We start from the raw sequence: 23601 nt of genomic DNA, 5'->3' as shown, positions 1-23601 counted from the left end.
TACATTAATCTGAGTATCTTCCATTCTACTCATCTTTATAGTCTAGCACTTTAATTATATCGCCCACTTTTATTTTTCCACTTTCTATAACTTTTGCAAAAACTATACGCGATTTTGCTAAACATTTATCTACTTCTATTTTCAATGAACAATTTTCTGGCTTTTCGCATTTCTTCCCTATCATTGTAATCTCCAAAAACACTTCTCCAACTTTTATTTTTGTACCAATAGGAAATCGGTAAAGTTTTATGTTTTTAGTTGTAATATTTTCGGCAATCATACCAGGTTTTAAACCTTCTATTCCTAAAACTTTCATTTCCTCAATAGTCTCTATATCCAAAAATGTTACTTGCCGGTATATATCTACACCTGCGTGTCCATCACCTTCAAGCCCAAAATCCTTCCTAAAAAAACCTTCTGATATAGGTGTTTTAGGCTCACCCTTTTTTTCACTTATATTTATCGACAAAACTATTCCTTCCATATTTCTGCCTCCTCTCTCATGTTCATATAGATCATTTTTTGCCGTGTCCTGAAAAATATGATTTTTGAAAAACCTTATCTTCTATAAGCTCAAAGGCTTTAGATGCTGAATCAATATGAATAAGCTCTCCATCATTCACAACTGCAAAGCTGTCTCCTATTAACCCTGCCTCATGGATATCATGTGTAACGGTATATTTCTGCTTTTCAGCAGTCTATAAAACTCAGGTAAAAGCTTTTCTTTAGCTGCACAGCATCAATTTCACTAAAAGGTTCGTCCAGAAGCATAATTTGCGGCTCATATACTAAAGCTCGAGCTAACGAAACTCGCATTTTATACCCTCCACTAAGTTGTCGTGGCTTATAATACAAATAGTCTTTTAGCCCCAATATCTCAATCATTCTTTCTGCTGTTTCCTTAGATCCTCGTCCATTTTTCAATGGATATATGATATTATCTTTTACTGTCAGATGACCAAAAAAAGGGCTGTGCGCTGCGGCACATATCCTACCTTTCTGTGTTCGGGCGGCAGCATGGTTACATCTTAGCCGTTAATAATTATTCGCCCTTTATCAGGTTTTATTATTCCAGCTATGATTCTAAGCAATGTAGATTTACCACTTCCATTCAATCCTATTATTACTTTAATTTCAGAAGATATTTTGAATGTCACATCTTTTAGCACTTTTCGTTCTTTAAAACTTTTAGTCATCTCAATAATTTCAAGCATTTTTGATACTCCTCCTTCTTTATTAAATTAAGCAATCCAACAAGTATTAGGGATATTACGGCACAAAAAGCGCTAGCTGTCACAGCCATATCAAGTTCGCCCTCCTCAATTTTAGTAAATACATGAGAAGCTAAAACTTGAGTAACACCTGGAATATTTCCACCAAACATAATTACAGCAGGAAACTCACTTAAAGAATGAGCAAAGGTAAGTACTAGTCCTGAAAATATAGCCTCTTTCAAAAGAGGAAGGATAATTCGCAAGTAAACTTTGAAGAGTATATCCCACAAGGTGCGCGCTACGTCTACTAGTTCTGGTTCTATTTGATCTGCTCCACTTGCTATTGCTCTTGCAGCTAATAGATATGATACAAAAAACATAGCTAATACAACCGAAATCATCATGAAAGCAAGACCAGTATTGCTGATAAATCCCAAAACATTGCGTCCAAATGCCAAAAGCAGAGCAGCTCCGGCTACTGTATGGAGCACAGCAACAGGCAAATCATTTATAAGATTGGCAAAACGATATATAAAAGAATTCTTAGAAAAAAGATGGTAATATCCAAATCCCAAAGCCAAAAAGGTGCTAAAATTGAAGCAAAAAAAGCAATTACAAAAGTGTTCTTAACGCTAGCTACACTTGAGTAAACAAAACCGGCATCAAGCTCAACATTTTTAACCATCATCGCAACCTGATTAACAGTTGCAGGTCGAGCTTTAAGATTTCCCGACAAAATTAATTTATCCCACAATTTCATTTTTCTTAAGTGCTGTTTCGGTATAAACACCGATAGGAGCTTTAGGATCAGCCACTCCCACTACTACATTCGGTTTTAACAAATCATCCACTTTTTGAACCTTGTTCTTGCCTTTTTCTGAAACTATAAGCACTACAACATCTTCCAAGAATTTCTGAGAAGTTTTTAGCATATCATCACTTTTTAGTTTATCAACATAAAGCCAATCAGCAGAAAAATAAATATCGCAAGGCTGTCCACTTTTTATCTGAGAGTAAAGTTCACCGGAAGCTCCATAATTTGGTATTACTTTAGCTCCTGTTTTCTTTTCAAAGCTAAAAATAACTTCATCCATAGGTTTTTTAAGTGATGTTGGTGCATAAATGTAAAGTTTTTGTCCTGTGTAACTTGCACTTTTCATTTTTGGAGTCTCTTTTGAACTCTTGCCCGCATTAACGCATCCATTGGTAAGGAACATTAACAATGCAAAAATCGCCAATAACCAAACATTCCTTTTCATTTATAACACTTTAAACTTTTCATAATTTCTTCATCATTTTTGTTGAGAGTAATAGCTTCCTTTTATATACATACCTGCCATATTTGCTGCTTATCTCCTTGACATATAATTTAAAATTTTTAAAAGACAAAAATTATCTCTCGGAGTTACAGTAATTTTATCCATTTATAACTATAATTTCATCTCCGGGCTTTATAAACCCGCTTTTTAACACCCTTGCAAATACACCTTCTTTTGGCATTATACAATCGCCTGTAATCTTTCTGATCTCACAAGCTTCGTGACATTTTTTCCCTATTTGAGATATTTCAAGAATAACCTCTTCTCCTATTTTAAGTTTTGTCCCTACCGGCAAAGTGTGAAGTTCAATTCCTTCCGTTGTTATATTTTCTGCAAATTTTCCTGCAGCCAAATCCCAAATGCCTTTTGCTTTCATTTTTTCTATACTCTCCTCTGCAAGAAGACTGACCTGCCTGTGTCCCCTTCCAGCATGAGCATCTCCTTCAAGCCCGTGGTTTTCTCTAAAATATCCCTTTTCTATAGGCTTTTTTACAGTTCCTTTCTTTTCGCTAATATTAACTGACACCACCTTTGCCATTATTAAACCTCCCTTTCATAAAGGCCTGATTTTCCACCACTTTTTTTCACAAGCATTATTTCGCTTATAACCATGTCTCTATCTATTGCTTTACACATATCATAAATCGTAAGAGCTGCAACCGTAACTGCAGTCAATGCCTCCATCTCAACCCCTGTTTGTCCAACAGTTTTAACTACCGCTTTAATGTCAATCTTTGAATTTTCAAAATCCAAACTAAAACTAATATCACACCCGGTTATCATGATAGGATGACACATTGGAATCATATGAGATGTATTTTTCGCAGCCATAATACCAGCAACCTGTGCAACTGCTAGGACATCTCCTTTTTTAATAGTTCCTTCATGTATTCTTCTTAAAGTTTCACTTTTCATATAAATGCTTCCTATTGCAACAGCTTCCCTTTTTGTCTCATCTTTATCGCTAACATCGACCATTCTTGCTCTACCTTCTTCATTAATGTGTGTTAAATTCATATACTATCCTCCTATTTGAAACATCATTTTTTGATTCTGGCTTATTTCCTTTTCAAGATTATGCCCTGCCGGCTTACTTAAGATTGCATGTTCCAGCATTGCTCTTATCTTGTCTTCATCATTTAAAAAACTTTTAATATCTACTTCATATTTTGAATGCAGACAAGGTTTTATAGTTCCAGCTGCAGTAAGTCTAATCCTATTACAACTTGAACAAAATTTACATGACAAAGGTGTAATAAAACCAACCGTTCCCTTTGCTCCTTTTCTTTTAAAAACCCTTGCAGTGTTACCCGGTTCTGTTTCAACCGGAGTCAGTCCGGGAATGCTACTTATTAAATCATCCGACGATATATAGTTATCTTTGAATTTTGCTCCTTCACCTATCGGCATTATTTCAATAAATCGGATGTGAAGCGGGTTTTCATCGGCAAGCTTCACAAAATCAAAAATTTCATCGTCATTTATACCTTTTATTACAACCGTATTAATTTTTACAGGTTCAAGTCCAATAGATAAACTTTTGTCAATAGCCCTAAATACATCATCAATATTCCCAAGCCTTGTAATCATACGGTATCGATCTTTTTTAAGACTATCAAGGCTTATGTTAACTCTTTTAAGTCCTGCTTCTTTTAAAGTATCTGCCATTTCATAAAGTTTTGTTCCATTAGTTGTAAGTGCAATGTCTTCAATGCCTTTTATTTTTGATGTTTCATAAATTATGTTCTCAATTCCCTTCCTTACAAGTGGCTCGCCTCCTGTAAACCTTACCTTTTTAATGCCAAGTTCTGCTGAAATCCTAATTATTTTTAAAATCTCTTCGTTCCTTAGAATCTCATTATGATCTTTTTTGGGTATTCCCTCCTCCGGCATACAATAAATGCACCTTAAGTTACATCTATCCGTAACAGAAACTCTTAAATAATCAACATTTCTTCCTAACCTATCTCTCATAAAAATTCTCCTTTACTCGATAATGATAATTTCTCCTAAATTGCTATAGTCATACCCTCCAAGCTTATCAAGCTCATTTTTAAATTCTTCTGAATTTATAACCTCCAAAAACTGCTTTACCCCTTCAAGTTCTAAGTACTCAACGGGAATTGCAATGTCATACTCTTCATTTGCTATCGGAATAAAATCAAGGTCCATAATCTTAGCAGCAGAAAATACCCCAAGTCCAGCATCTGCATTTCCTTTAGCTATTTGTGCTGCAACCGAAATATGAGTATATTCTTCCCTATCATAACCTATGATGTCTTTGGGATTTATACCCAATCTTTTTAATTCATAATCAAGCAAAATCCTTGTACCAGATCCCTTTTGCCTGTTCACAAACCTTGCACCTTTTTTTACAATATCCTCCAAAGAATTAATCTCTAGTGGATTACCTTTTTTAACCATAAGCCCCTGAATTCTTTTTACAAATTTTATAAGGGCAATTTTTCTGTTTGGAATATATCTTTTCACATAAGATTTATTATACTCACCCGTTTCCACATCAAGAAGGTGAATTGTTGCAAAATGTGTTTCCCTATCCTTCAATGAGAGTATTCCCCCAATGCTTCCGACATGGGCTGAAGATAGCGTGAATTTTCCTCTTTTGGCAAGAAGATCTGCTGCAATATCAAGTATCAAATCGTGGCTTCCTATACAAAGAATTGTATTTTTAATCTCGTCTTCGCTTTTTAATATGTTTACATTAACCCTTGTCCCTTTTTCATAACCCTCAAGCTCCTCAGGTATTTCCAAAACCCCATCAGCCCTTACAAGGCTCATTGTAGTACCTGCTCCCCGTTCAATTGGCGCTGCGATGTATTTACCGTCTATAAAACCAAGTTTTACTCTTACAAACTCAAGATATTTTGAAGATGACATAATTCTTTTTGAAAGAGTTGCTTCTATATATCTCTTATCCTTTATATCATATCCTTGAACAAAGTTGATAAGCTTCTTAACTATGTTTTCCATTATAAAATAAGCTGAAACAGGAAAACCTGGTATTCCAACAATAGGCTTATTGTTTACCTTTCCTAGTATAACTGGCTTTCCAGGTTTTATAGCAATTCCATGAATATAGACTTCACCTAAGGTTTCAATAACCTTTTTAGAATAATCCTCACGTCCTGCAGATGAACCAGCATTTAATAGGATAATGTCGTATTCCTTTGAAGCTTTATCAACAGCAGCTTTCAATTTCTCAAAATCATCTTTTGCAATATCAAATCTTGTTGGAATTCCGCCGTATTCTTCAACCTGCGCGGCAAAAACTCTCGAGTTAAATTCTATTATATCTCCAACTTTAAGTTCTTCCCCTGGTTCTACTAGCTCTGTTCCTGTTGGAATGATTGCAACTTTAGGCTTTTTATAAACTTCAACTTCAAATACTCCTCCTGCAATCAAAGCACCAATATCAACAGGTCTTATTCTATGGCTTTGAGGAAGTATAAGTTGTCCTTCTACTATATCCTCACCAATTTGTCGTATATTTTGCCATGGAATAGCAGGCTTTATTATCTCAACCTCATCTTGAGATACCCAAATTAAATCTTCAACCATAATTACGCAATCATATTCATCTGGAATAGGATCACCTGTATCAATAACTACATAATCAACTCCTTCTTTAAGCCTTACAGGATTTTTGTCTGTTGCAGTAAATGTCTTTTTTGCTACTGTTGCAATCCCGTCAACAGCAGAACTGTTGTAAAAGGGCGATGAAATTTTGGCAAATATAGGTTTTGCTGTAATTCTACCATTTGCTTCATAAGTTTTTACATATTCTGTTTCAACCTTAAAATCTTTTATTTTTTCAAGAAAAATATTTATTGCCTCATTCAAGCTTATATTTGAAAGATAGATATTTTGCCTCATAGCACCCTCCTAAAATTTATAAACTTTAACTATTTGTCCTTCAGATATGCCCTCTAATTCTTTTTCGATGTAAACATATCCAAAGGATTTTGCAAAACGAGATATAAGTCCTGATTCATAATAAGTGGGATACGCAATTAATTTTCCTTCCACTTCTTTTATACTAACAGGTAAAAATTCTGCTCTACCCTCAGCCTTATGATAGTTTACGGCAAACCTGCACTCAACCGGATATTCTTCTCTTTCAAAATTCCTTATCCTGTCCAAATAGTGAATAACAAGGGTTTTAAATATTACCGCACAGGCCAGTGGATGCCCTGGAAGTCCAAATATGAATTTATCACCTACTTTTCCAACAATCGTAGGTTTCCCAGGTCGTATAGCAACTCCATGAATAAAAATATTCGAATTTTCAAATGAACTTATAACCCTGAGAGTTTCATCTTTGTTGCCGGCTGAACTGCCACCCGACATCAAAACCAAATCGCATTCACTTATTGCCGCTTGCAATTTCTCTCTTAATTTTTCATAATCATCTTTAACAATGCCGTATAGAATAGGCTCTGCTCCTTCTTCAAGACACAGAGAGTATAACAGATAGCTATTTATGTCCCTGACCTGTCCTTTATTAATTTTCTCCTTAGGGTCCACTATCTCATCGCCTGTGGAAATAATTCCAACCTTTACTTTTTTATAAACCTCCACCTCTAATATTCCAAGACTTGATAAAACCCCTATTTCGTAGGGTCTCAATTTTGTGCCTTTTTTTAAAATGAGTTCACCTTTTTTTACATCTTCTCCAATTTCAATTATGTTTTGAAAGGGCGCAGCTGGTTTATTGACTAAAATAGTTTCATCATCAAGTTTTTCTGTGTATTCAATCATAACAACAGTATCGGCACTTTTAGGAAGCATACCCCCTGTTGGAACATACATGCACTCTCCTGGCATTATATCCAGGGTTGGTTCCGTTCCTATCTTGACTTCTCCAACAAGCTTTAAAATTGCAGGTAAACTCTCACTCGCTCCAAAAACATCACTCGAAATCACAGCATATCCATCAACGGTTGATTTTCTAAAATCGGGAACATTTTCCGGTGCATATATGTCTTCTGCTAAAATTCTTCCTAACGAATTTAAAATACTTATTTTCTCTATGCCAGGTTTAAAACTAATATTTTTTTCTATTATCTCCTTTGCCTCTTTTACTGTAACAAGTTTTAAAAGTTCCATTTTAATCGTCCTTTCTTGCACATTCTGAAGCTTCACCCTTTAAAATCTCAATTCCATGCTTAAGAGCAGGTAAAACAACATTTAAGTTTTCAACAGCCCCCTTAGGGCTTCCTGGAAGATTTATGATTAAAGTGCTCTTTCTAATTCCTGCAACAGCGCGGGATAGCATAGCATGTGGAGTTATTTCTAAAGACTTTGCCCTCATTGCTTCTGGAATTCCAGGAACCAATTTCTCAACCACAGCCATCGTTGCTTCTGGTGTTACGTCCCTCTTTGAAAATCCAGTTCCTCCATTTGTCAAAACAAGGTCAACTTTTAATTCATCACAAAATCTTACTAGTTCACGTTTTATATCTTCTATTTCATCTGGAACGATTCTTATTTCTTCAATAGAATATATCGCTGGATCTAAAACTTCTTTTATAGCAGATGATGTTGTGTCAATTCTCTCTCCTCTAAAACCCTTGTCACTAACAGTCAAAATAGCAACTTTAATCATTAATTTATCATCCCCTTTCTTGCTTTCCCCCACTAATTTATTTTTTTATCCTGCCTTCATTTATAATAAAAGTATAGTAATTAGTATTCCTTCTACTTGAAATAAAAAACTTTTTTCGCAAACTGCTTAAATAAGTATGGTATAGAGTAGAGACATATTGAGCAACCTTTGTATCCCGAAAAACTTTACTCCGGAAAAATCTCACGCACGAGTGGAGATTGTATGCGCAAAGTTTGGGTTTTACCTTGTGCAACAATGTGCCCATCCAAAAGAACCAGCGTGCGCTCAGTAAGATCGAGAAGGTCACGAAAATCATGACTAATAAGAAGCAGTGAAACCTTGTTTTTTGCCAGAATCTCCCGAAGAAGGGCCTTTAGTGGACTCCGTGAAGTAGCATCCACTGCTGCAAAAGGTTCATCAAGGAACAAAATTTCCGGTTCCATAGCAAACGCCCTTGCTAGCTGAAGACGTGCAAGTTCTCCCCCAGAAAGTGTATGTATCCGCTGAAAAGCAAGCTTTTCTAAATCAAAACACTTAAGCCACTCATATGCCCGCTTGGTTGCCTCTCGGGCAGAAAGTCCTCGCATGCGCAGGGGAATACTCACGTTTTGCAAAACACTCCCTGTGAGCGTCGTCGGTTGTTGAAAGACGATAGACATCTTTCGGCGAACAGTCACTGAAGACCGCCCGTCTCCTATAAAGCCAAGAACTGTAAGCCTCCCAGAAGACGGTGGAATTAGTAAGGATAAGACTTTAAGGAGCGTACTTTTTCCTGAACCATTGGGACCCGCAAGTCCCAAACGTTCCCCTTGATGCAAAACGAGGCTTATGTTTCGCAGGATAAAGCGTTCATTGCGCCGTACACTAATATCTTCGGCTATAATAACCGGCGTTTGATTCTCTATATCCCGAAAATCGGTAGCTTTGCGTTCAAACATATAATTCATACTCCTCTACCTCCTTTCTTTAATCTAATTATTTCTTGTTTTTCCCGCTTCTACTTTAAGTTTTGTTGATACTGAAGATGGGTAATAAAGGCAGTAATAGAAAACGATAAGGCAAGAAGTACAAAACTTATCGCTAACGCGCGGTCAAACTCACCCTTAGATACTTCAAGAACAATAGCGGTGGTAAGCGTGCGGGTTTCCCCAGCGATGTTCCCTCCTACCATCATTGCTGCTCCTACCTCCGAAATTGCACGTCCAAAACCGGCAATGATTGCTGTTAAAACTGAGCTACGAATTTCCCGAAGTAAAAGCCACATATATTGAAGAGGGTTCAACCCTAAAGAAAGAAAAAAATCGTGTAATTTAGCTTTTTTATCCGACGCAGCTGCAGCTACCAAAGCTATAATAATAGGCACGGTAAGAATTACTTCAGCAATGATGATGGCAGTAGGAGTATAAATCAGCTTTAGTCCTCCTAAAGGGCCGGTACGCCATAGCACAATAGCTACCCAAAGCCCCACAACTGTCGGTGGAAGTCCCATGCCGGTATTGGCTAAAGTCAGAAGAAAATCCCTGCCACGGAACGTGCTTACTCCAAGTGCAATCCCAAGTGGAAGGCCAATGGCTGAACTTATCCCTATAGCCCACGCAGCAATCCTAAGAGAAAGAAGAGTAATTTCTCTGATTTCTGGATCCCCATGAAAAAGAAATTTGAATGCTCCTTTCAGGCCTTCCCAAATAAGTTCCACTTTTATTCAACTCCTTATTCTACTTCCCCTTTTTGGGCATCGGGGAAAAAGAGCGGCACTCCGTATTTGTCTACCCCAAATTTGCCAATAAGTTCCTGCGTTCTGGGCGAAATCATAAACTCCACAAAAGCTTTGGCTCCATCGCTGTTTATGTGTTTCCCAGGATGTTTCTCGGGGTTAACCTGCATGACGTGATAAATATTAAGAAGACCCTTATCTCCTTCTCGAACAATGGTAAGATCTAATTTATCGCGGTATGCAAGGTATGTTCCCCGATCAGTTAGTGTATACGCCCGTTTTTCGTTAGCAATAAGGAGCGTTTGTCCCATTCCTGTGCCGCTTTCTATATACCACGACTTTCCCTTGGGATCAATCCCTGCTGCTTTCCATAAACTCAATTCCTTTTTGTGTGTACCCGAATCATCACCCCTCGAAACAAACGGTACACCTTTTTCAGCAATCGCCTGAAAGGCTGCTTCTACTGAAACCGCATTCTTAACTTGCGCTGGATCCTCTGAAGGACCAACCACAATGAAATCATTGTGCATTACCAACTGATAGTTTATAACATCCTTGTTGTCCACAAGTTCTTTCTCTGCCGCAGGAGCATGTGTAAGAAGAACATCTGCTTCCCCCCTTTTTCCCATCTCCAAAGCCTGTCCTGTCCCCACGGCAACCACTTTTACTTTGTATCCTGTTTCTTTCTCAAAGATCGGTAAAAGGTAATCCAAAAGCCCACTATCCTGCGTGCTTGTTGTTGTCGCCAAAATTACATCTCGATTACCTGGGGAAATCTTCTCTGAAGTTTTAGAACCTGTACAACCGTTCAGAGAAAATAAACTAAACAACAAAATAGAATATAAAAGGATCATCAAAAACTTCTTTGATATTCTTGCCATGGTATTCATCCTCCATCATCACTATTAGTTTTTGTTTAAACCTTACCCATTAAAACTGGAAAGATTCCATTCTTTAGCTTTTACCATTGAAATTAGTCCCTAACAAAGGTACAAAAAAATGCCTTCCGGAGAAGGCACTGCATCGTTTTCGCAAAGCAAGGACACAATTACTTTACCTTACGCATTCTTGCTTTGCATAAATGCAAATGCATTGCCTCTCCTTTCCAACACGGGAGGCATTGATGTTTCCATCAATACCCTATCGGCCTTTATCTCATAGGGCTCTTCGCCCCTTAGACATAAAGGCTCGGAGAGTTATTCTCCTTACTTTAATAATTTTTTTATCTCGATTAATTAGCTTCGTCAAGCGATCTTAGATACATAATTTTTGTCCACCCCAACATTATTTATAGTAAGAACACCAGCATTGGTTAAAAAGACTAATAACACTTCACATTACTCTTCCTGTCATAAGATCCTTAAGTCTGTGGTAATTATCCTAAACTAATAATTTCAATTCATCTATGCGTTTATGGTGCATTATTCATAATTATTTCTTATAATTAACTCAACCTTCTCAATTTCGTGGTTTTTCATGTCAAGTGCATCGATCATACCAAGAACTGTTTTTGATATAAATTCCTGTACAAATGGATTCATAGGTACCGGGTGACCATTTATTCTCAGAAGAGCCCTTTTTGGCTGGCTCTTACAGTTTATATCATCTGCAGCTCCCTGGACCTTTGCCATTGCAAAGTCCCTGCATGATTCAAAACCACACTTTTTACAGTTAAGCCCCTGCAGCAAACAGTAACTTCTGTTCTTTATGACTTCAATGAGTTCATCCAATTCTTCCTCCTTAAGGGAGAATGGATCCACCTTTCTTATCGTGAATTCATTTTCAGTGGAAGTAGAAATGTTTGCATGGGGCATCTCTTTAAAACCCTCGATAACCAGGAAATCGAAATCCCCAAGAAGCTGGATAGTACCTACAAGTTCATCAAGCACCATTTTCCTACCAAGAAGAAAAAAGGTTTCTTCTCCACTACCGACTACAAGCTCTGCCCCTGCTTCTCTGTGTTTACCAGTGTCTTTATCTGCAAAATCAAAGCCTGTATGGGTGTGTTTCAGGGTGGCAACCCTGTACCCCTCATCCACTAATTTTCTAACAATTTTTGTTACAAGAGTGGTTTTACCTGTATCTTTTGTTCCTATAACACCTATTATCTTCAATTTTAATACCTCCTAGGGTATTGACAGTTTGTCAGATATGCTTCCTCCTTTAAGGGCTATCAAACCTTACAACATTTGATACCAAAAGATTTGAGAAAATTTGAGAAAAAAGAAAGATTCCCTCCCCTTGGAGTCGAAGTTGGTAGTTGTCGAATGTCAGGCACATTAAGCCTCCTGAAGTAGATGTCGATGAATGTCCTGTATGCAGCACTCCTCCTCTCTTTTTGCGCAGTTTCGGCAAAGACCTTGAGGACTACCAGAAGCTACAACGTAAAGTGTATAAACATAAGTGGGCACCTGAAAAGCCCTCTCCTAAAAAATCATCATACTTATCGTTGCCCTTTCTGCGACTATGCTCTAAATCTGTAGAAAGCCACTTTTACTATTATAAAACATTCTCGCAAGTTCAGGTTTCTCACAGCTCTTCTACAAGCATTTGAAACCTCATATTACCTTCGGAAACAAGCCACCTTTAGCCCTCGCCGCGGGAACCCGCTTGATGTACCTTTGCAGGATCACTCTTAGGACCTACAATAACAACATTCAGAAAAAATACCCACCCCAACTATTGACAAAGAACCTTCATAAAAAAACTCCTTTCGTTTTAGTATGCGAAAGGAGAATAGCAGCCTTCCTATTCTCCTTTCCAGGCGGGAGGCAGCACCGTTTCCAGCACTACCCTATCGGCCTATAATCCATAGCTCTTGCCTTAGGATTATAGACTCGGAGAATAAGTAATAAAATATTAAGTTTATTTCGTCCTTTCGTTACAATAGTACACCAATTTCAAAGAACTATAATCTCATATTCTTGCTCAAAGGTATTTATAAATAACACCTTACGTCTTAATACTTCTCCTCTTCCTATCAAAACTTTTAGTGCTTCACTAACTTGAATGGAAGCAACAAGAGCAGGAGTGAACGAAGGATTGCCAAGTTCTTTTTCAATTCCCTTCCTCATTTCTTTTTTATACAAAAACTTAAGCGTCTTATCGCCAGGAAAAACTGTAGTAACCTGCCCATACCAGCCCGCAATAGCACCATGAACAAATGGAATGCCAAGCTCCTCGCAGATATCCTGTAAAGTAAGCTTTCCCTCAATATTATCAAGAGCATCGATTACAATATCATGTCCTTTTATGATATCTTTTCCATTTTCAAAATTAAATTCATCTACAATAGCATTTACAAAAACTTCTGGGTTGACAAGTTTCATTCTTTCCACCGCCATTAATGCTTTACTTTTACCCAATGAATTCATATCACTTAAAATCTGGCGGTTTAAATTCGTTTCCTCAAAAACATCCTTATCAACTGCAGTTATATATCCTATACCTAATCTACCAAGCATTTCAATAGCATACCCACCCAATCCTCCACATCCCAATACACAAACCCTGAAGTCCTTTAGTTTTTCATTTTCTTCCTTAGATAGCATATTCATATTTCTGTCGTATCTTCCCATAAAGACACTCCTTTCCCTCAACCACCACCAACAGGTGGAAAAAGGGAAATCACATCTCCATCACTAAGAGGATCATCAAGCTTCCCATCAAGTCCATTTACTAAAAATATTGCTACATCCTTTTCTTTTATGTTAAGTTTGTTTATTATAAACCTTCCGGTAATTCCTTCAAAGTAATCAAAATTTACTTCCTTTTGTCTTCCTTCTCTAAAGGTTGCAAATAATTTTACTTTAATCAATATATCACCCCTTCAATTAAGGACATATAGCAAACCTTCTACTCCAAAGGCAATCTGCACATGAAGGTTTTATAGCATAACAGTCATATTCGGAAGTTCTAACGAAATCACACCCATCAACGAGATCGCAATCGAGGCACGAAGGATATCTATTATTATAAACTCTCGCTCTAAAATTTTTATATTCATTGCTTTCATAAATATCATCTAAGCTTTTTTCCAATATATTTCCAAATGAGTGTTTAAAAACCTTCTTTTTTCTTCCGAAAACATACTCAGTAGTAGTATGGGAAAACCTATAGCACGGATAAACATATCCATCAGAGCCAACAACTACTGCTTCTTCCTCAATAAAATTACAATATCGTTCCGTTTTTAGTTCAATATTCGGCAGAGTAAGATTTATGCCTTTTCTAAACGAATGTATTCTTAGTCTTTCAAATAAATCCTTTAAAAATTTATTTTCATACCTCGTATATAATATTTTATCTTTATAATCTTCAGTTTGAGGAATGACATTTGAAATAATAACTTGGTATGCACTTACCGTCTCTGCTATATCCAATACACTAAAAATATCTTCTATATTATCTTTTGATGCAACAAATTGAATTACAACGTGCGGATATTCTTTATTATTCTTTCTTTTTATCAAATATATATCCTTCAAGTTCTCTAAAACTTCTTTTAAATTAAATCCTCTAATATCTTTATATTTATCCTCAAGTCCATCAATAGAAACAACGATTTTATTTACATTATCAACAATAAGACTTTTTAACTTATCATCAAGAAGCGTTCCGTTAGTTGTAATTGTTAAATTAAAGCTTGAAAATAATGAGATAGCATCATATATAAGGGGTGAATACGTTGGTTCGCCAATGCCACCAAGGACGATTTCATTTAATTTTTTATTTACAACTTCACTATGTATCTTATATAGAACCTTTTTCTCCATATCCTTTGGTTTTTCAGCCCATGAGCGTCTATAACACATCTTGCAGTTTAAATTGCACTTATCTGTCAACTCAATGTATAATTTTTTGAAGCTCACATATTATCCTCCATGCTATTGATTTTTAATATATATACAAGGGCCCTAAAAGGCATTAGCCTTTTACGGGCCTTAATAATTTTTCAAATTCCCAATTTTTGTAAAGTTTCTTTCGTTGGATATCCATTATCGTCCCATCCTCTTACCTCATAATACTTTGGTAACAGTTCTGATAATTTATGAACATGTCCTTTAGATGGGCCTTCAGGAATAGGCTCTTCTAAAAGTCTCTTTGGCAGTTTATCCTCTTTTGGATCGATTCCTGCCTTCAAATTAAACAGCCTTTCTAATGTGTATATCCTTGAGCCTACCTCTAATAATGTTTCTGCAGTATAATCAGTTCCGCAAACTGCATTTACAAGGTCAACGTAATCTTGAGCACCAAGGGCAAAAGATGTAAATAGGCACAGTCCCAGCGAATCTATAACAGCAGTTAAATCTTGGAATGTTTTAACCCATTCAGCTTTTCCCTCAAGAGAAAATCTATCAAGCTTTTGAGGTATACCTAATATTTCAGGAGATATCATATATCCTCTTACATGACAACCACCTCTGTTAGAAGTCGCATATTCAAGTCCATGTCCTTGAGCTCCTCTTGGGTCGTAAGCGGGAAGTTCTTGTTTTTTAACTGACATCGAAAGTTCTGGCACACCATAGCTTTCGCAAAGTCTATATGAACCTTCTGCCATCTTATCTCCAAATCCTTCCCTTGCACCTATCTTTTTAACCCATCCAACAACAGCTTCTGCATCACCAAATTTTAAGGAATATCCATCTTTTTCTATTTCATCATCCTTTATATATCCCTTTTCATATAATTCCATAGCAGCTGCAATAGTAGCTCCAGTTGAAATAGTATCAAGACCATATTCATTGCACCAATAATTTGCTTCAGCTATAGCGTTTATATCATAAACCTCACAGTCTGCACCAAATGCCCAGAGAGTTTCGTATTCAGGACCTCCTACCTCACGGCCATCCTTTAATCTTATCCATCTTCCACAAGCTATTGGACACCCATAACAAGGATTCTTTCTCACAAGTATTTCCCTTGTCATAGTTTCTCCGCTTATTTTATCAGCATGTTCTGTATAGGCCCTTTGGAAATTAGCAACTGGAAAAATTCCGTGTTCATTGATTATATTGACAAGAACTGCCGTTCCATAAGTTGGTAGCCCTTCACCCGTAACTCCATTTTCGCGAAGCATCTTTGTTTTATTTCTAGCAACTTCTCTAACCTTCTCTTTATCGTATAATTTAATCCCTTTGGAACCCTTTACAACTATCGCCTTCACGTTCTTAGACCCCATAACAGCACCAACACCAGAACGTCCTGCTGCTCTATCATAGTCATTCATAACCGCTGCAATCCTAGAAAGCTTTTCACCCGCAGGTCCTATGCAAAGAACCTTTGATTTATCACCATATTCTTTTTTAAGTTCATCGGTTGTTTCAGAAACAAGCTTTCCCCATAGATGTGATGCATCTCTGATTTCAACTTTATCATCTTCAATTGCAACATAAACTGGGCTTTCTGCCTTTCCTTCAAAAATAATCATATCAAGCCCTGCTGCCTTTAATTCTGCACCAAAATATCCACCTGAATTTGAACATGCAATAGTTCCTGTTAACGGTGATTTAGTGATTACCATGTATCTTCCACCAGTTGGAACTGGTGTTCCTGTAAGTGGTCCTGTTGCAATTATTAACTTATTTTCTGGACTTAGGGGTTCAACATTTGGATCAACTTCATCCATAAATATCTTGCTTGCAAGCCCTCTTCCGCCTATGTATTTCTTTGCAAGTTCTAAATTAAGATCTTCAAATTTGAATTTCCTTTCTGTTAAGTTAACTCTCAATATCTTGCCGGCATACCCAAACACAAGAAACCACCCCCCTATTGAATTTTATTAGATATATTGATATATTGCGCAGCTGCTATTACCCTTTCAACAATATTAACTTTTTCATACCCGTTTCTTTTCCAAACAGTTCAGCCATCATGTACTTAAGGTTTCCACCTTTTGCTATTAAATGACCATGCCTTATGAGATATAGCATCCTTTACTGCTTTTTGAGCAGCTTTATTGACATCCTGTCCATGTAAATCTACTCCATATCCAAACTCCACTACATATCTTTTAATAAATATCATACTTTGTATTTTATCAGGAGGTACTTATTTTTTCAAAGTCCATTCTCCCTTATTTTTTATTCATTACAGGAATGCTCCCTCTATTATCTTTTATTTTCTCTTAATATCTTAGTTTTTCTTTAATTTTCTCATCACAACAAGAGCATCTCATGGCTTATATTACCATTTCTTACTTATCTAACCATTAAATGGGTAAGCTTAATAAACCTCATATCCTCCCTCTATATAATGAGTGAAAGCTCTGCTCCATCCCTTATCGCTTCTACTGCAGAAGCAACAGTTTTGCAGTCACCAATGAAATAATATCTGTTCTCATTTTTTAGTTCCTCAAATTCAGTATCAGGTAAATTTCCAACTGCTAAAACTACATCCTCCACTTTGACTACTTTATATGTGTCCTTGGAAGTATACATGAGTTTCCCCCCAGATATTTCTTTTATTAAAGCATTTGTGATTATATCAACTTTAAGTTCTTTTAATCTATTTAAAATCAGTTTTTTAACCATTGGGTATATCCCTTCGCCAACTTCTTCTTTCATTTCTAAAACTGTCACTTTTTTCCCTTTTTCAGCAAGGTATTCGGCTGTTTCAAGTCCAGTAAGGCCTCCACCAATTATTGCAATATCTCTTCCTTTTGGAATATTTCCCTCCAATACTTCAATAGCCATGTAGGGATTTATATCCGCATCCAAATTGATTTTAGCTGGCTTTGAGCCTGTAGCAATGACAATTTTATCATAAGGCATTTCTTTTATTTCCTGTAAACTTATTTTTTTATTTAAATGTACTTTGACATTGTATTTCTTTAAATCATTTTCCAGATATTCAATAACTTTTCCTATCTCTTGTTTATGAGGAGGCACTTTTGCTACATTTAGTTGTCCACCAAGTTTATTTTCTTTTTCAAACAAAGTAACGTTATGGCCTTTTTTTGCGAGATATTTGGCCGCAGACATGCCCGCTGGCCCGCCGCCAATTACAGCTATATTTAATGGTTTATCGGTCTTTACTTCAAATTCTTTTTCTCTTCCTACCTCTGGATTAATCATGCAAGAAACAGAAAGTCCTTTTTGAATGTATGCAATACACGCCTGATTGCAGTGAATGCAATACCTTATATCTTCTTCGTGTCCTTTTATCAATTTTTCCGCCAAATCCGGATCTCCTATGAAACCACGAGCTATCCCTATAAAATCAGCTATGCCATCCTCTAAAACTTTTTCCCAATCATAAACACTGCCGAGCTTATCAATCGCTATAACAGGTATAGTTACATTTTCTTTTATCCTCTTTACAATTCCAATCAAAGGCTTATCTCCAATTCCCATAGGAGAGATATGGTACTCCGATGTGGAAGATACACCTGAGGATATATCTAAAGCATCAGCACCATGGTATTCTAACAGTTTTGCGAATCTTACACTCTCTTCAATTGTAAAGCCTCTATCTGTAAAATCACTGCCATTAATCCTGCAAATTACCGTCATCTCCGGAATAGTTTTTTTAACTTCTCGCAATATATCAAGTGCAAACTTTGTCCTTCCTTCAAAATTTCCTCCGTATTCGTCAGTCCTTTTGTTTGTATCAGGAGATAAAAATTGATTTACAAACCATCCGTGAGCAAAATGCAACTCCACAGCATCAAAACCAGATTTTTCCGCCCTTATTGCTGCCTCTACAAAATTTTGTACAAAATCTTGAAGCTGCTCTTTTGTAAAATCTGAAGGTTTGTATTTTGGATTGTGCATTGCAAGTTGAATACCAGCTTTTGCACCGTTTTGACGTATGACTTCCGATAATCTTTTAAGGCCTTCTATTTTATCATCGTCATCTATTCCAATTTGATTTATGAAAAATTTTCCTAATTTGTTTACGTAACTCGCACCTACAATGACCAATGAAACACCTTTTGACCTTCTTTTATAATATTCCACTTCTCTTTCGCTTACAAAGCCTTCGTTTGATAAATTTGTAACAGTCGGTAACATAATTAGTCTGTTTTTTAACTTAATCTTTCCTATTTTACCTTCTTTCAATAGCATATTTATCACCTCTTTCATAATTAATATTGTACCTCTTGTATCATTATAAGTAAAATAGTATAATTTTATAATACCCATAAGTACAAACTTATGAGGTGATAATGTGAACTTACGCCAATTAAAAATTTTTTTAACTGTCTGCCAAGAAGGAAGTATGTCAAAAGCCGCCAAAAAACTTTGCATGACTCATCGTCCATAACATAAAATTATTTGAAAGAATAAATAAAAAACTCATTAACTTATGCAGGAAAAGTTTTAAAAGAATATGCTAAAAGAATCTCCTCATTATTAGATGAAGCTCTCGAGAAGATGAAGCAGTACTCGAGAGGTTTTTGAAACAATAGAGAATTTTGTTTACAATTTTAATTCTTGACATAGGTTGCCATAAATGTTATAATAATGTTAACTATAAAAATTCTAAGAGGTGAATTCTTATGAAAAAAATTGCTATCTTAATTGAGAATATGTATGAAGAGCCAGAACTACTATATCCATACTATAGGCTCAAAGAAGAGGGATATGAAGTACATTTAATAGGTCCAGAAAAAGACAAAGTATATACAGGAAAACATGGATATCCAATGAAAAGCACCCATGCTTCTAAAGATGTAAAAGCCGAAGATTACGATGCGGTAATAATCCCCGGCGGTTATTCACCTGATCATATGAGAAGATGTAATGACACTATTAATTTTGTCAAAGAAATGGACAAACTGCAAAAAACCATAGCAGCTATTTGCCATGGACCATGGATTATGGCTTCCGCCTGCAATTTAAAAGGAAAAAAAGTTACAAGCTTTTTCTCAATAAAAGATGATTTAATAAATGCAGGAGCCCAGTATGTAGATGAAGAAGTAGTTGTAGATGGAAATTTAATAACCTCCAGAACTCCTAACGATTTAGTAGCTTTTGTAAAAGCTATAATTGAAACGGTTAAATAATTATACTTTTTATTGCGAACCCCCTAATAAGTGACGGGGCTCGCAACTTATTATTTCACGATTAAATGTTATGAATCTATATACTTTTCAAGGTAGCGAAGGTCTTTTATTATAATCTTTTTTCCATCTATCTCAATTAAACCTTCTTTTTTTAACTTATTTAGTCCTTTTGTAACCGTTACTCTATCACATCCTATTAAATTGGCAATATTCTCATGGGTTAAAGGAATATCTATTATATAACCTTTTTTTATCTTCTTGCCTTGTTGATAGAATAATCTAATTAGAAAATCGCACAGTCTTCCCATTGAATCTTTGAAAATTAAATCGCTCATCTGCATAGTAACAATTCTAAATTTTCTGCTCATGCTATGAGCAATATATTTATACATATCAGGATTTGTTTCCAGAATAGAACTTAATTTATCTTCAAAAATAATAGATATTTCACTATCTTTTATAGCTTGACCTTCAATTAAATCAAATCCTCCTCCTAAATAGGAAAATTCTCCAAATATTTCCCCTGGTTGCAACAAATAAAGGACTTTTATCTTTCCATTTTTATTTGAAATAAATTGCTTTATCAACCCTTTCGTTATTATGGCAATATATGGTTTGTTATAATTAATTGTTATAGTTTCATTTTTCAAAAAACTCTTTTTATATCCCTGTATAGCTATATTAAGGAAAAATTTTCTCATATCTTTCTGTCGATTTATATCAAACATTTCATTATATACCGAACTTATAGTCATCCCCTTTCAGCTCCCCACTTCTCTCCTGTTTGAAACAATAAAAATTGCACCAACAATTTTACTATTTTTACAATATGTTTAATTAAAAAAGTCAACCTTAAAATTTATTATACTATTTTCAAAATTATATTTCTATATTTTGATCTTTTATATCAAAAAAGCATGGAGCATAAAATCCCCATGCCTAAAATAGTTTCATCTATTTAGTAAAAATACCCTCCAATCACACGTTGCAATATAAATATGAGGCTCGTTTTTTATGTCCTTTTTATATACATAAATATCTACATATTCTTTCTTGCCATCCTCATAAAACACTTATCTTTTTTCTCTCAGATACATAATTTCATGATTATCTCCAAAATACAACTCTAATTCATCAATACTTGGCAAAACGCTGCCATCATCATAGAAAGTAATAATCTCTCCCCATATACAAATAATTTTTTTGTTTCTCCTAAATAACTGCTATCTACTTTTTTTTGCAATTACTTTTATAGCAGTTTCTATAGCTTTAACCATATCCCCTAAAGACATGGAAGGAGTATAAGGCTTATTCAAAACTTGCACTGGCAAATAAGGTATGTGAATAAAGCCTGCTTTAATATTTAATCCGTTTTTGTGAACATAATTGAGAATTCCATACATTAAATGATTGCACACAAACGTACCTGCTGTATTAGAAATTGATGCCGGTATATTTTCTTTTTTTATCTCTTCTACTATCTCTTTTATGGGAATAGTAGCAAAATAAGCTGGAGCACCTTCAGGGTCAATCGGGGTATCAATTGGTTGTTGCCCTATATTATCTGGAATTCTAGCATCATCAATATTAATCGCTATTCTTTCAACAGTTATATCATATCGCCCGCCAGCCTGTCCAATACTTAGAACTGCATCCGGCTTAACTTCCTTTATTTTTTCTATTACTTTCTCAACAGAAAGATAAAAAACAGTAGGAACCTGAATCTTAATTATCTCCGCACCTTCTATATTATCTTTCAAGTTTTTTAATACTTCATAAGAAGGGTTAATATTTTCCCCCCCAAAAGGATCAAAAGCTGTTACTAGTATTTTCATTATCATATCACCCTTTCATAAAAATATTAAAACGCCCAAAAATACATTAGTATTATGTGAATAATGAGCATGGCAATAGCTACAGGAACTTGATATTTTATAACTCCATATTTCTTATCTTCCATTTCCAATATTGCAGTCGGAACTATATTAAAATTCGCCGCCATTGGTGTCATTAAAGTTCCACAATATCCTGCTGTCATACCTAAAGCCGCTACTATCACCGGATTCCCTCCTTGAGCTATTACAAAAGGGATTCCAATTCCTGCTGTAATAACCGCAAATGCTGCAAAAGCATTGCCCATTATCATTGTAAATAGAGCCATTCCTACACAATAAGCAATTACCCCTAAAAGTATATTACCCTGAGGAATAATTGTCTTTATCCCACTTGCTATTACTTCACCTACACCTGCAACTGTAAAAACAGCTCCTAAAGCAGCAAGAAGTTGCGGTAAAATGCTTATAGGTCCTACTACTTCAAGTAATCTTCTACCATCATCAGCCATTTCTTTAACTTTCCCTTTTGTAATCACCAATGCTAAAATTGCTGCAACTACAGTCGATATCCAAAATGCAACAAGAGAGCCAAGTTGTTTTGTCCATATTTGAGCAACAATAAATGTAACTATGCCAAGAGCCAAAGCTGGAACAAAAATTAGATTGCCAATTTTTTGTGACATTTGTTCTTTAAATTCTGAGGTTGATTCGTCAAATTTTCCAATTTTGACTAATCGAAATGCAGATAATAGAGTCAATACAATAACCATGTATCCTGTATATATATCAGGTATATAAATGTTTTTATTACCCCACAATAAGCCTATTCGACTAAATGTAAAAATTATTCCTAATAACCCCCAAAATAAAGCAGTAGGGATTTTTGAAGGATGATTTTTTTCTTTTAGTGTAGCATACGCTGAGTAAAAAGAAACTATGCCCATCATAATGTATAGGATTTCAGTTAAAGAATCCTTAAGCATTCAATACTCCTCCTTCCTAAGCATTTTACCTATTTTCTTTTTTGGACCTCGTTCTTATCCCATACTTTTGGTCAAATTTTCTGTCATAATAGAAAAACTGCAAAGTACCAACTACCATTATTATTAACGCGATAGGTATTGACGCTTTTGCGATATCTAAAGCTTCTACAGTATAGTTTAATTCTTTTAATACACCAACAATTAGCAAAACACCTCCTGCTGCAACAAAAGCATTCTGCCCAAAGAAATTACCATAGTTTTCTACTGCAGCTTCTAACCCCTTAATTGTTTCATGGTCTTCGCTTTTTATTTCGCCATATCTATTCATTGCTGCCCCTTCTGCCATAGGTAATATCAAAGGTCGTATAAATTGTACATGTCCGCCAAGCCTTAAGCCGAACATCGCTGCCAATGTCCTAAGTGCTAAATATAAAGAAGTTACTTTTCCCACTGTAGCTGCTTTTATCTTTCCTATTACATATGCAGCCCTTTCACGGAGACCATACCTTTCAAGTATTCCAATTACAGGCAATGAGATAATAAATATAGACATATATCTATTGTCTACAAAAGCTTTTCCTAAAATTTCTACAATTTTATGAAAAGGTACCCCTGCCACCAGGCCAGTCACAATACCAGCAATTAAAACCACTGCTAAAGTATCGAGCTTCAAGACAAATCCCACAATAATGATTAAAATACCAATTAACTTAATCATAAACTATCCCCCTTTAAAATGGATTTATTTTTTGTAATTATATCACAATACATAAATAAAACTGTGGCCACGGCTACAATTTTATAAATTTTTAGTCATAATTATTTATAAATCCTGCAAATCCTATTTTTACCATGACACTTATGCATAAACTTTTATATCTTTTTAGGCCATTACAACAAT

At 35.6% G+C, this 23601-nt stretch carries 26 protein-coding genes, 1 pseudogene and 2 riboswitches; of the genes and pseudogenes, 2 read left to right on the top strand and 25 right to left on the bottom strand.

Annotated elements, in window-relative coordinates; genetic code table 11:
- Positions 1-25: 25 nt before the first annotated feature.
- The 21 genes and pseudogenes from TETH514_RS07065 to TETH514_RS06975 all read right to left on the bottom strand — a co-directional run bounded on the left by TETH514_RS07065 (position 26) and on the right by TETH514_RS06975 (position 18941).
- Positions 26-484 (bottom strand): hypothetical protein, encoded by a 459-nt coding sequence (locus tag TETH514_RS07065; RefSeq protein ID WP_003868655.1) that lies wholly within the window; start codon positions 482-484, stop codon positions 26-28.
- 206 nt (positions 485-690) lie between these two features.
- Complete coding sequence (locus TETH514_RS13045; protein ID WP_342897040.1) at positions 691-924, bottom strand: ATP-binding cassette domain-containing protein; 234 nt, start codon at positions 922-924, stop codon at positions 691-693.
- A gap of 104 nt (positions 925-1028) precedes the next feature.
- Positions 1029-1214 (bottom strand): ATP-binding cassette domain-containing protein, encoded by a 186-nt coding sequence (locus TETH514_RS13040; RefSeq protein ID WP_003868654.1) that lies wholly within the window; start codon positions 1212-1214, stop codon positions 1029-1031.
- Entirely contained in the window at positions 1193-1795 is a 603-nt protein-coding gene (locus TETH514_RS07055; protein ID WP_003868653.1) for an ABC transporter permease, read from the bottom strand. The genes TETH514_RS13040 and TETH514_RS07055 overlap by 22 nt, the downstream gene beginning before the upstream one ends.
- A gap of 162 nt (positions 1796-1957) precedes the next feature.
- Positions 1958-2374: a molybdate ABC transporter substrate-binding protein gene (modA, locus tag TETH514_RS07050; RefSeq protein WP_232195799.1), complete on the bottom strand. Its 417-nt coding sequence runs from the start codon at positions 2372-2374 to the stop codon at positions 1958-1960.
- 256 nt (positions 2375-2630) lie between these two features.
- On the bottom strand, positions 2631-3071 hold the full coding sequence (locus TETH514_RS07045) for an MOSC domain-containing protein (RefSeq protein WP_003868651.1): 441 nt from the start codon (positions 3069-3071) through the stop codon (positions 2631-2633).
- 2 nt (positions 3072-3073) lie between these two features.
- Positions 3074-3550 carry a cyclic pyranopterin monophosphate synthase MoaC gene (moaC, locus tag TETH514_RS07040; RefSeq protein ID WP_009052272.1) on the bottom strand — a complete coding sequence of 159 codons (477 nt, stop codon included), beginning with the start codon at positions 3548-3550 and terminating at the stop codon, positions 3074-3076.
- Between the two features lie 3 nt (positions 3551-3553).
- Positions 3554-4507: a GTP 3',8-cyclase MoaA gene (gene moaA, locus TETH514_RS07035; protein WP_009052271.1), complete on the bottom strand. Its 954-nt coding sequence runs from the start codon at positions 4505-4507 to the stop codon at positions 3554-3556.
- Positions 4508-4519: 12 nt separating this feature from the next.
- Positions 4520-6427: a molybdopterin biosynthesis protein gene (locus TETH514_RS07030; RefSeq protein ID WP_009052270.1), complete on the bottom strand. Its 1908-nt coding sequence runs from the start codon at positions 6425-6427 to the stop codon at positions 4520-4522.
- A 9-nt stretch (positions 6428-6436) separates the two neighbouring features.
- The gene (glp, locus tag TETH514_RS07025) at positions 6437-7660 is read right to left on the bottom strand and encodes a gephyrin-like molybdotransferase Glp (RefSeq protein ID WP_009052269.1); all 1224 of its coding nucleotides are present in this window, start codon (positions 7658-7660) and stop codon (positions 6437-6439) included.
- Position 7661: 1 nt separating this feature from the next.
- Positions 7662-8159 (bottom strand): molybdenum cofactor biosynthesis protein B, encoded by a 498-nt coding sequence (locus TETH514_RS07020; RefSeq protein ID WP_009052268.1) that lies wholly within the window; start codon positions 8157-8159, stop codon positions 7662-7664.
- A gap of 185 nt (positions 8160-8344) precedes the next feature.
- A complete protein-coding gene (locus TETH514_RS07015) occupies positions 8345-9106 on the bottom strand; it encodes an energy-coupling factor ABC transporter ATP-binding protein (protein ID WP_009052267.1) in 762 nt (253 codons plus the stop codon).
- Between the two features lie 50 nt (positions 9107-9156).
- Complete coding sequence (locus TETH514_RS07010) at positions 9157-9855, bottom strand: ABC transporter permease (RefSeq protein ID WP_003868644.1); 699 nt, start codon at positions 9853-9855, stop codon at positions 9157-9159.
- A gap of 14 nt (positions 9856-9869) precedes the next feature.
- Entirely contained in the window at positions 9870-10754 is an 885-nt protein-coding gene (locus TETH514_RS07005; protein ID WP_009052266.1) for a substrate-binding domain-containing protein, read from the bottom strand.
- 201 nt (positions 10755-10955) lie between these two features.
- A riboswitch (molybdenum cofactor riboswitch) is annotated at positions 10956-11079 on the bottom strand.
- Between the two features lie 215 nt (positions 11080-11294).
- Positions 11295-11987, bottom strand: a complete 693-nt coding sequence (gene mobB, locus TETH514_RS07000) for a molybdopterin-guanine dinucleotide biosynthesis protein B (protein ID WP_003868642.1) — start codon at positions 11985-11987, stop codon at positions 11295-11297.
- A 623-nt stretch (positions 11988-12610) separates the two neighbouring features.
- Positions 12611-12728: riboswitch (molybdenum cofactor riboswitch) on the bottom strand.
- Positions 12729-12773: 45 nt separating this feature from the next.
- Positions 12774-13451, bottom strand: coding sequence for a HesA/MoeB/ThiF family protein (locus TETH514_RS06995; protein WP_003868641.1), 678 nt, complete (start codon positions 13449-13451; stop codon positions 12774-12776).
- A 17-nt stretch (positions 13452-13468) separates the two neighbouring features.
- Positions 13469-13690 carry a MoaD/ThiS family protein gene (locus TETH514_RS06990; RefSeq protein ID WP_003868640.1) on the bottom strand — a complete coding sequence of 74 codons (222 nt, stop codon included), beginning with the start codon at positions 13688-13690 and terminating at the stop codon, positions 13469-13471.
- Positions 13691-13706: 16 nt separating this feature from the next.
- Complete coding sequence (locus tag TETH514_RS06985) at positions 13707-14744, bottom strand: tungsten cofactor oxidoreductase radical SAM maturase (RefSeq protein WP_003868639.1); 1038 nt, start codon at positions 14742-14744, stop codon at positions 13707-13709.
- Between the two features lie 83 nt (positions 14745-14827).
- Entirely contained in the window at positions 14828-16627 is a 1800-nt protein-coding gene (locus tag TETH514_RS06980) for an aldehyde ferredoxin oxidoreductase family protein (protein ID WP_009052265.1), read from the bottom strand.
- 167 nt (positions 16628-16794) lie between these two features.
- Positions 16795-16899, bottom strand: a pseudogene (locus TETH514_RS12330) (Lin0512 family protein); the annotation flags it as partial.
- A gap of 221 nt (positions 16900-17120) precedes the next feature.
- On the bottom strand, positions 17121-18941 hold the full coding sequence (locus TETH514_RS06975; protein ID WP_038016623.1) for an NAD(P)/FAD-dependent oxidoreductase: 1821 nt from the start codon (positions 18939-18941) through the stop codon (positions 17121-17123).
- A gap of 103 nt (positions 18942-19044) precedes the next feature.
- Between TETH514_RS06975 and TETH514_RS13150 the strand changes: the two genes are divergently transcribed.
- Both TETH514_RS13150 and TETH514_RS06970 read left to right on the top strand, forming a co-directional pair.
- Positions 19045-19140: a LysR family transcriptional regulator gene (locus tag TETH514_RS13150; RefSeq protein ID WP_100067114.1), complete on the top strand. Its 96-nt coding sequence runs from the start codon at positions 19045-19047 to the stop codon at positions 19138-19140.
- A 235-nt stretch (positions 19141-19375) separates the two neighbouring features.
- Positions 19376-19882, top strand: a complete 507-nt coding sequence (locus tag TETH514_RS06970; protein WP_009052263.1) for a type 1 glutamine amidotransferase domain-containing protein — start codon at positions 19376-19378, stop codon at positions 19880-19882.
- Between the two features lie 68 nt (positions 19883-19950).
- Here TETH514_RS06970 and TETH514_RS06965 read toward each other — a convergent pair whose 3' ends face one another.
- From TETH514_RS06965 to TETH514_RS06950, 4 genes are all read right to left on the bottom strand, one after another.
- Positions 19951-20637, bottom strand: a complete 687-nt coding sequence (locus tag TETH514_RS06965; RefSeq protein ID WP_003868797.1) for a Crp/Fnr family transcriptional regulator — start codon at positions 20635-20637, stop codon at positions 19951-19953.
- 468 nt (positions 20638-21105) lie between these two features.
- The gene (gene pcp, locus TETH514_RS06960; protein WP_012268696.1) at positions 21106-21717 is read right to left on the bottom strand and encodes a pyroglutamyl-peptidase I; all 612 of its coding nucleotides are present in this window, start codon (positions 21715-21717) and stop codon (positions 21106-21108) included.
- A gap of 26 nt (positions 21718-21743) precedes the next feature.
- Positions 21744-22700, bottom strand: coding sequence for a DUF979 domain-containing protein (locus TETH514_RS06955; protein WP_003868799.1), 957 nt, complete (start codon positions 22698-22700; stop codon positions 21744-21746).
- A 25-nt stretch (positions 22701-22725) separates the two neighbouring features.
- Positions 22726-23418: a DUF969 domain-containing protein gene (locus tag TETH514_RS06950; protein ID WP_009052262.1), complete on the bottom strand. Its 693-nt coding sequence runs from the start codon at positions 23416-23418 to the stop codon at positions 22726-22728.
- Between the last annotated feature and the right edge of the window lie 183 nt (positions 23419-23601).

It is taken from the genome of Thermoanaerobacter sp. X514, assembly GCF_000019065.1.
GTDB classification, from domain to species: domain Bacteria; phylum Bacillota; class Thermoanaerobacteria; order Thermoanaerobacterales; family Thermoanaerobacteraceae; genus Thermoanaerobacter; species Thermoanaerobacter pseudethanolicus.
Note: the sequence above shows the minus strand (reverse complement) of the source record. Positions and strands in the feature narration are given on the sequence as shown.